Below are 8,255 nucleotides of genomic sequence, written 5' to 3'. Positions count from 1 at the left end.
GAGTAAGCAAGGGATCATGATTACGCCGAACCAACCTACATAGAGGCGGTTGTCGGTGCTGGTAATCCAATTGCAAAACTGATCCCAGATGGAAGCGCTTTCGCGTCTTTGTACTGCTGTGGTCATTGGTTTATGATTGCGGTTTGGATGTATTTATAATTAGCTTTCGCTATGTGCTTAATCTAACTTTACATACCCAGTTTTGTAAAGTATTTGTACTCATGATCTGTCTGTAGGGATACCCGATCGCTTTTTAACGGTTTGCCGACATTCGGCTTCTGGTCTTTGTTTTGTGATGAGGTTTTTGAGGTGTATGCTAATATTTGCCAAAAATATACAGAAACTAAAATGACTGTCACCATTCACAACGTTCTTGAGCAATTTCGCCAAGAAGCAACCTCAACCCGTGATTTAGGTGACAAGTTTGAGTATTTGACATTGGCTTATTTGCGAACTGATCCGCAATATGCCGAACTGTTTAAGCGGGTGTGGCTGTGGATGGATTTTCCGCAACGTGAGGGCAAAGGGGATCTAGGGATTGATTTAGTTGCTCAGGAACGGGCTACAGGTGAATATTGGGCGATTCAGTGTAAGTGCTATCAACCCGATCATTTATTGGATAAGGGGGATATTGATTCATTTTTTACGGCTTCGGGCAAAGCGCCATTTACACATCGGTTGATTGTGACAACTTGCGGTTGGGGTAAGAATGCGGAGGACGCGCTGAAAAACCAGCATATTCCTGTCGATCGCCTGACTTTACATGATCTCGATCAAAGTCCAGTGGATTGGAGTCAGGTGAGTTCGCAAAATTTGCGCTATGCGGTGCAGAGTGTTTCGACAAGTATTAATAATGATGATGATTTTGAGACGCGCCCCGCGCCCGTTTTACCATTAAAGCCGAAGAAGTCGATTAGACCGCATCAGAGTATGGCTTTGGATAAGGTGATGGCTGGTTTTAAGACAGGCGATCGCGGTAAGTTGATCATGGCTTGCGGGACGGGTAAGACTTATACGGCTTTGCAGATTGCGGAGAGGTTTGCCATTGAGCAAGGTAGCGCCACGGTTTTATTTTTAGTGCCTTCGATCTCGTTAATGTCGCAGACTTTGCGGGAATGGTCGGCGGAGGCAACGGTGAGGTTGCAGAGTATTGCGGTTTGTTCGGATGCGAAGGTGTCGAAAAAGTCGGATACGGAGGATATGAGCGCCCGTGATTTGGCTTTTCCTGCGACGACGGATGTGGATGTAATTGTGGGGAGATATCGGGCGCTTACTCTTCAAGTCCCCCTTCACAAGGGGGATTTAGGGGGATCTTCTGTTGATGATGGTAACGATCCCCCCCAGCCCCCCTTATCGAAGGGGGGAGAAGAGAGGAGTTTTCAAGTCCCCCTTCACAAGGGGGATTTAGGGGGATCTTCTGTTGATGATGGTAACGATCCCCCCCAGCCCCCCTTATCGAAGGGGGGAGAAGAGAGGAGTCTTCAAGTCCCCCTTTACAAGGGGGATTTAGGGGGATCTTCTGTTGATGATGGTAACGATCCCCCCCAGCCCGCCTTATCGAAGGGGGGAGAAGAGAGGAGTCTTCAAGTCCCCCTTCACAAGGGGGATTTAGGGGGATCTTCTGTTGATGATGGTAACGATCCCCCCCAGCCCGCCTTATCGAAGGGGGGAGAAGAGAGGAGTTTTCAAGTCCCCCTTTACAAGGGGGATTTAGGGGGATCTCCTGTTCTCACAGTCATCTTTTCTACCTATCAATCGATCCAAGCGATCGCAGATGCACAGAAGAAAGGATTGCCAGAGTTTGATTTGATTACTTGCGATGAGGCGCATCGGACTACGGGCGTGACTTTGGCGGGGGATGATGATTCGCATTTTGTGAAGGTGCATGATCAGGACTTTATTAAGGCGAAAAAGCGGCTGTATATGACGGCTACACCAAGGCTTTATGCGGATTCGGCTAAGAGTAAGGCTAAGGAAAATGAGGCGATCGTCTGTTCGATGGATGATGAGAAAATCTATGGTCAAGAGTTCCATCGCTTAGGATTTGCGGAAGCGGTGGCGACGGGGCTGTTGACGGATTATAAGGTGATGGTGTTGGCTGTGGATGAGAAGTATGTCAGCGCAACTTTTCAGCGTCAGTTAGCGGATGCTAATAACGAATTAAGGCTAGAGGATGCGGTTAAGATTACGGGTTGTTGGAATGGATTGTCTAAGCGATTTGCGGCGGAAAGCGATCGCGAAGATGTGCAGGGAGATATTGCGCCCATGCGCCGCGCTGTCGCTTTTGCAGGGACGATCGCTGCTTCTGAGAAGAGATTTACGGAGATGTTTTCGCAAATCATTGAGGAATATCAAAAGTTGCATCCTGAAGAGGAGATTCTGCCCTGCGAAGTGCAGCACGTTGATGGGAAGCAGAATGTGATGGTTCGCAATCAGAAGCTAGATTGGCTAAAGGCGGATACCAGCAGTCAGGGCAATTTGTGCCGCATTCTCTCTAATGCGCGATGTCTGTCAGAAGGGGTGGATGTACCTGCGTTAGATGCTGTCATTTTCCTGTCGCCGCGTAACTCGGTTGTCGATGTGGTGCAGTCGGTGGGGCGGGTGATGCGAAGGGCTGAGGGCAAAAAGTACGGTTATATTATTTTGCCGATTGGGATTCCTGCGGACATGACTCCAGAGGAGGCGCTGAAGGATCATGAGAAGTATAAGGTGGTCTGGCAGGTGCTGCAAGCCTTACGCGCCCATGACGATCGCTTTAATGCGATTATCAATAAAATTGAGTTGAATGAAACTAGACCGCCGCAAGTGGATGTGATTGGTGTTGGTGGTGGTGCGTCCGATGATGTTGAGAAGGTCGGTAATGGTCAGCCGAAAGCGAAACAAATGACGCTGAATTTTCCGCAATTGGAAGAGTGGCGCGATGCGATCTATGCCAAGATTGTCGTCAAATGTGGCGATCGCCGTTATTGGGAAGATTGGGCGAAGGATGTGGCGCAAATTGCCGATCGCCATACGTCACGGATTAAAGCTTTATTGTCTAGTTCCGAAGCTACGCACCGTCAAGCTTTTGATGATTTTTTGGAGGGTTTGCGCTGTAATCTTAATCCTAGTATTAGTGAATCTGATGCGATCGAGATGTTGTCTCAGCATTTGATTACGAAGCCTGTGTTTGATGCATTGTTTGAGGATTATCAGTTTACGCAATTAAATCCTGTTTCGATCGCGATGCAAAAGATGCTAGATGCTTTGGAGGGGCAGGCGTTGGGTAAGGAGATTGCGACTTTGGATAAGTTTTATGCGAGTGTGAGGGTTAAAGCTCGTGCAGCGAGTGGGATTGACAATGCTGAGGGTAAGCAGAAGATTATTATTGAGCTTTACGATAAGTTCTTTAAGAATGCTTTTCCTCGCATGGCGGAACGGTTGGGGATTGTGTATACGCCTGTGGAGGTGGTGGATTTTATTGTGCGAAGTGCGGATGATGCGCTGCGTCAGGAGTTTGGGGTGGGTTTGACGGATGATAATGTGCATATTCTCGATCCGTTTACGGGGACGGGGACGTTTATGGTGCGGTTGTTGCAGAATGGTTTGATTGCGCCGCAGGATTTGGAACGGAAGTATCATCAGGAGCTTCACGCGAATGAGATTGTGTTGTTGGCGTATTACATCGCGGCGATTAATATTGAGGCGGCGTTTCATGATTTGTGTCGTTCCCTTCGACTCCGCTCAGGGAACGACACAGGGAACGAGGCAACCCGCGCCCTGAGCGAAGCCGAAGGGCAACTTCAAGCAGAAATCCGTTCCCTTCGGCTCCGCTCAGAGAACGAGGCAACCCTCGCCCTGAGCGAAGTCGAAGGGCATTACCAACCCTTTAACGGCATTGTCCTTACTGATACATTTCAGATGTTTGAGAGTCAGGGGACTTTGAATGAGGTGATGTTTCCCGAAAATAATCAGCGTGTGGTGAGGCAGCGAAATAATGATATTCGGGTCATTATTGGCAATCCGCCTTATTCGGCGGGGCAGACTAGCGAGAATGATGGTAATAAAAATCTCAAGTATCCTGCTTTAGATGACAAGATTCGGGATACCTATGCAAGATATTCCAGTGCTACGAATAAGAATAGTCTTTATGATTCCTATATTCGGGCGATCCGTTGGGCTAGTGACAGAATCAAGGATCGCGGGATTGTTTGTTTTGTGACGAATGGTTCTTTTATTGATAACAATGCAATGGATGGATTGCGTAAATGTCTAACTGATGAATTTACGAGCGTTTATTGTTTTAATTTGCGAGGGAATGCGCGAACTTCGGGAGAACAGAGACGCATGGAAAAAGGTAGTGTTTTTGGTGAAGGAACGCGCACAACTATCGCCATAACTTTACTGATCAAAAATCCTGAAAAAGCAGGACAGCATCAACTTTTTTATCACGATATTGGCGATTATTTGAGTCGTGAAGAAAAGCTAGACAAAATTAAGAATCTTGGCAGTTTCACAAGCATTAACTGGGATTCACTACTCCCTAACGACAGCCAAGACTGGATAAATCAACGTGATCCAGAATTTGATGAATTTATTTCAATTGGCGATAAAACAGACAAATCGAGTAAATCAATTTTTGATGTGTATTCTAATGGAGTAAAAACAAATCGTGATAATTGGATTTACAACTTTTCACGTCAAGATCTAACAGTCAATATGAGTAAGATGATTGACTTTTATAATTCCCAAGTTGAGGATTTTCAAATTTATTCTCAAGGAAAAACTTTTGCTAATGCTGAAGCAAGACAAAAATTAGTAGAAGCTTTTATTAGTACAGATCCCCAAAAGATAAGCTGGTCAAGAGGTCTAAAAAATGATCTTGGCAGATTAGTTCATTATGAATTTGATAATGATTCACTTGTAAGGGGAATGTATCGTCCTTATTGCAAACAATGGAGCTATTTCAATAAGAATTTTAATGACATGGTTTACCAAATGCCTAGAATTTTCCCAAATGAGAATTTAGAAAATTTGGTAATTTGCCTAACTGGAACAGGTTCAATAAAAGATTTTTCAGCGATAGTATCGAAAATATTGCCAGATTTGGAAATGATTTCTAAAGGTCAATGCTTCCCACTTTATACCTATGAAAAACCCGAACCAACCGACCAAACCACACTCTTCCTAACCGAAACAGGCTACACCAAAAAAGAAAACATCCCCGACACCATCCTCAGCGACTTCCAAACCACCTATCAAGACCAAACCATTACCAAAGAAGACATCTTCTATTACATTTATGGCATCCTCCATAGCCCCGAATACAAACAACGCTTCGCCGCCGACCTCAAAAAAATGTTACCCCGCATTCCCTACGCCGCCGATTTCCACACCTTCAGCACCGCAGGACGCAACCTCGCCCAATGGCATCTCAACTATGAAAATATAGAACCATATCCATTAGAAGAATTCAAAAGCGAACTCTATCTCGAAGACAAAGACTATCTCGTATCCAAAATGAAATTTGGAGTCAAAAACAAAGCGATCGATAAAACCACCATCATCTACAACAGCAAAATCACCCTCACTGGCATCCCCCTACAAGCCTACGAATACATCGTCAACGGCAAACCCGCCCTAGAATGGATCATGGAACGCTATCAACTCACCCGCGACAAAGATAGCGGCATTACCAACAATCCTAACCACTGGTCAGACGACCCGCACTACATCCTCAACCTAGTTAAACGCATCGTCCGCGTCAGTGTCGAATCAGTTAAAATTGTGAACAGCTTGCCACTATTGAATGAGAGATAGAAATGAAAATTACAGTTCAAAATTTAGGCGTTATCGAACACGCAGAACTAGAGTTAGGAGATCTAACCCTCATTTGTGGCAGTAACAACACTGGCAAAACCTATGTAACCTATGCCATATTTGGCTTTTTAACCATATGGAGAAATGCTTTACAAATAGAGGTTAGCGAAGAAGTGGTTAATCAACTTCTCAATATTGGAGTAGCGAACATTAGCCTATTAGAATATATTGCTAAACATAAATCTATCCTTGCTCAAGCATCCACAGCTTATTCCAAAGATATTTTTGAGACTTTCGCCGCAAATCAAGATCGCTTCAAGGATACACAATTTAAGATTGAACTAGATATTGATGCTGACTCAGTAGATATTGAATATAGCGATCAGATTGGTTCGGCTGACTCTGACCTAAGATTCTTTTCTCTTACTAAAAATAAAGGTAGCTTTGATGTAGTTGTTACATTATTAACCGATAAAAAAGATTTACAAATCCCAAAAGAAATCATCAAAAGATTTATTGGTGATTCCATTAAGAGTATTATTTTGGGCAAATTTCTTCCTCGCCCTTTTATTGCTAGTGCCGAGCGAACAGGTGCAGCTATTTTTCACAAAGAACTTAATTTCGCTAGAAATCGACTTCTATCAGAATTGCATCAAGTCGAGAAAGAAACAGATCGCATAGAGTTGTTATTTAAAGAAGGGTATAGCGATTATGCCATTCCTATTAAAGCCAATGTCGAATTTGTCAGAACTTTAGCATCAATCTTCAAACGAAAAAGTCAACTTAGTCAAGAAAATAGCGATATTTTAGATGATTTTTCAAATATTATTGGCGGTCAATATACAGTCAGTAAAAATGACGAAATCTACTACACTCCCAATAGCAATAAAAAACTCAAACTATCAATGGATGAAAGTTCTAGCTCTGTGCGATCGCTTTTAGATATTGGCTTTTATCTAAAACATATTGCCAAAAAAGGCGATTTGTTAATGATCGATGAACCAGAACTAAATCTACATCCTGAAAATCAAAGACGAGTGGCAAGGTTAATTGCTAAATTAGTCAATTACGGCATCAAAATATTTGTAACAACTCACAGCGACTATATCGTGAAAGAGTTAAATACATTGATTATGCTTAACTCAGATAAGCCCCACATCAAAGAAATTGCAGTACAAGAAGGTTACCAGTTAAATGAATTACTAAATCCATCTAAAATAAGAGCCTATATTGCAAAAGAAGACTTAATTCAGTTAAATGGAAAGTCAAGGCGTACTCGTTGCCAGACTCTAGTTCTTGCTAGTATCGATCCAGAGCTAGGAATCGAAATTTCTAGTTTTGACACTGAAATCGATAAAATGAACCGCATCCAAGAAGCCATTGTCTACGGAGAAGAACTCTGATGTGGGAAAAAGATCATAAAATATTATCTGAATTAATTTCAAACAATGTAGAAATCTCTCTAATACCATTACCAAACTCTAGCAATGAAGTAACACTCACTGAAAATATTGATAACAACTCGTATTTCATTAAAATCAAAGGGCTACCAAAAGAAACATTTATTCTTAAAGCTGATGAATTTCCAGCACTCCTCAATTTTTTCAAAGGCTTGCAAGGTGAATGTAAACGAGCAGATTATATTATTTTAACCAATATCAAAAACAAAAAAATTGCAATTTTCTTAGAATTAAAATCAGGTAATCCAGATAACAAAGATATCATCAATCAGCTTAAAGGCGCTTTTTGCTTATACAAATATTTGCAAAAAATTGGTCAAATATTTTGGGGCTACACAGATTTTTTGATGGATTATGAAATAAAATTTGCCGTAATTAAAGAAATTCCTCAAAAAACTAAACTAAACAAAAAAACCACAAAATTTAAAAGAGAAAACCTAGTTAGCAAAATCCCGTTAGACCAATTAAATTTACCTGAGATTCCTAAATATTTCTCCTCATTAAAACATCAACAAGAAATATACTTCAAAACCTTATTATGAATACATCGTTAACGACAACCCCGCCCTAGAATGGATCATGGAACGCTATCAACTCACCCGCGACAAAGATAGCGGAATTACCAACAATCCTAACCACTGGTCAGACGACCCGCGCTACATCCTCGATCTCGTTAAGTGCATCGTGCGAGTAAGCGTTGAGTCAGTTAAAATTGTGAATAGCTTGCCCCCCATTGAATGAGAGATAAACATAGGAAAACAGGAGCTAAATTATGCCTGAAACATTACAGTACATAACCAACGAGCAAGGCGATCGCCTCCTACACAAACCAAAACAAAAAAGCCCCTCCTTGCGGAGAGGCTTTTTTGTTTCGAGATGACTAGACTAGTCGATTAACCGTTGATAGCAGGAGCAGCCATTGCTACTGGTGCTACATCAACTGCTGCCAAATCGAGAGGGAAGTTGTGAGCATTGCGCTCGTGCATTACTTCCATG

Annotated in this window: 5 protein-coding genes and 2 pseudogenes; 4 read left to right on the top strand and 3 right to left on the bottom strand. The window is 42.6% G+C overall.

The window, feature by feature from the left end; all coding sequences use genetic code 11:
- A pseudogene (locus VB775_RS15455) lies at positions 1-126 on the bottom strand (photosystem II q(b) protein); the annotation flags it as partial.
- 62 nt (positions 127-188) lie between these two features.
- Entirely contained in the window at positions 189-362 is a 174-nt protein-coding gene (locus VB775_RS15450; RefSeq protein ID WP_281005442.1) for a hypothetical protein, read from the bottom strand.
- Here VB775_RS15450 and VB775_RS15445 point away from each other — a divergent pair.
- The 4 genes from VB775_RS15445 to VB775_RS15430 are packed head-to-tail and all read left to right on the top strand — an operon-like array spanning position 349 to position 8,000.
- Positions 349-5,799: a DEAD/DEAH box helicase gene (locus tag VB775_RS15445; RefSeq protein ID WP_281005441.1), complete on the top strand. Its 5,451-nt coding sequence runs from the start codon at positions 349-351 to the stop codon at positions 5,797-5,799. The genes VB775_RS15450 and VB775_RS15445 overlap by 14 nt on opposite strands.
- 2 nt (positions 5,800-5,801) lie before the next feature.
- Positions 5,802-7,202, top strand: coding sequence for an AAA family ATPase (locus VB775_RS15440; protein WP_281005440.1), 1,401 nt, complete (start codon positions 5,802-5,804; stop codon positions 7,200-7,202).
- Positions 7,202-7,801: a hypothetical protein gene (locus VB775_RS15435; RefSeq protein WP_281005439.1), complete on the top strand. Its 600-nt coding sequence runs from the start codon at positions 7,202-7,204 to the stop codon at positions 7,799-7,801. Before VB775_RS15440 ends, VB775_RS15435 begins: the two co-directional genes overlap by 1 nt.
- A 37-nt stretch (positions 7,802-7,838) precedes the next feature.
- A complete protein-coding gene (locus tag VB775_RS15430; protein WP_281005438.1) occupies positions 7,839-8,000 on the top strand; it encodes a hypothetical protein in 162 nt (53 codons plus the stop codon).
- 152 nt (positions 8,001-8,152) lie between these two features.
- Here the strand turns inward: VB775_RS15430 and VB775_RS26500 are convergent.
- A pseudogene (locus VB775_RS26500) lies at positions 8,153-8,255 on the bottom strand (photosystem II protein D1); the annotation flags it as partial.

This window comes from Pseudanabaena sp. CCNP1317 (assembly GCF_034931345.1).
GTDB classification, from domain to species: domain Bacteria; phylum Cyanobacteriota; class Cyanobacteriia; order Pseudanabaenales; family Pseudanabaenaceae; genus Pseudanabaena; species Pseudanabaena galeata.
The sequence above is the reverse complement of the archived record's forward strand: the minus strand, read 5'-3'. Positions and strand labels throughout refer to the sequence as shown.